This is a genomic window from Variovorax sp. WDL1 (genome assembly GCF_001541225.1).
Classification (GTDB): Bacteria; Pseudomonadota; Gammaproteobacteria; order Burkholderiales; family Burkholderiaceae_C; genus Variovorax.
In genome coordinates this window covers 63199-63399 of the sequence record NZ_LMTS01000124.1, presented here as the reverse complement: position 1 = coordinate 63399, position 201 = coordinate 63199, and the positions used below count along the sequence as shown (strand labels likewise).

General features: G+C 82.6%; 1 protein-coding gene. It reads right to left on the bottom strand.

The features are described 5' to 3' along the window. Positions 1-201: hypothetical protein (locus tag APY03_RS43920; protein ID WP_232324306.1), on the bottom strand; the 201-nt coding region annotated here is incomplete at both ends.

Below are 201 nucleotides of genomic sequence, written 5' to 3'. Positions count from 1 at the left end.
CGGCCGCCGCAGGCGCGGCACAGTCGGCGGCACCTGCTGTCGCCGTGCCCTCGCCCACCGCGCCCGCGACGGCGGCACCGGGCGCTACGCCGGCACCCGGCGCTGCTGCGGCGGCTCCGTCGAGTCCGGCGGCGCCCGCCCTGCCGGCAACGCTTGCACCGGCCGCGAACGTGCCGACCGCGTCCACCGCGGCGCCTGCGC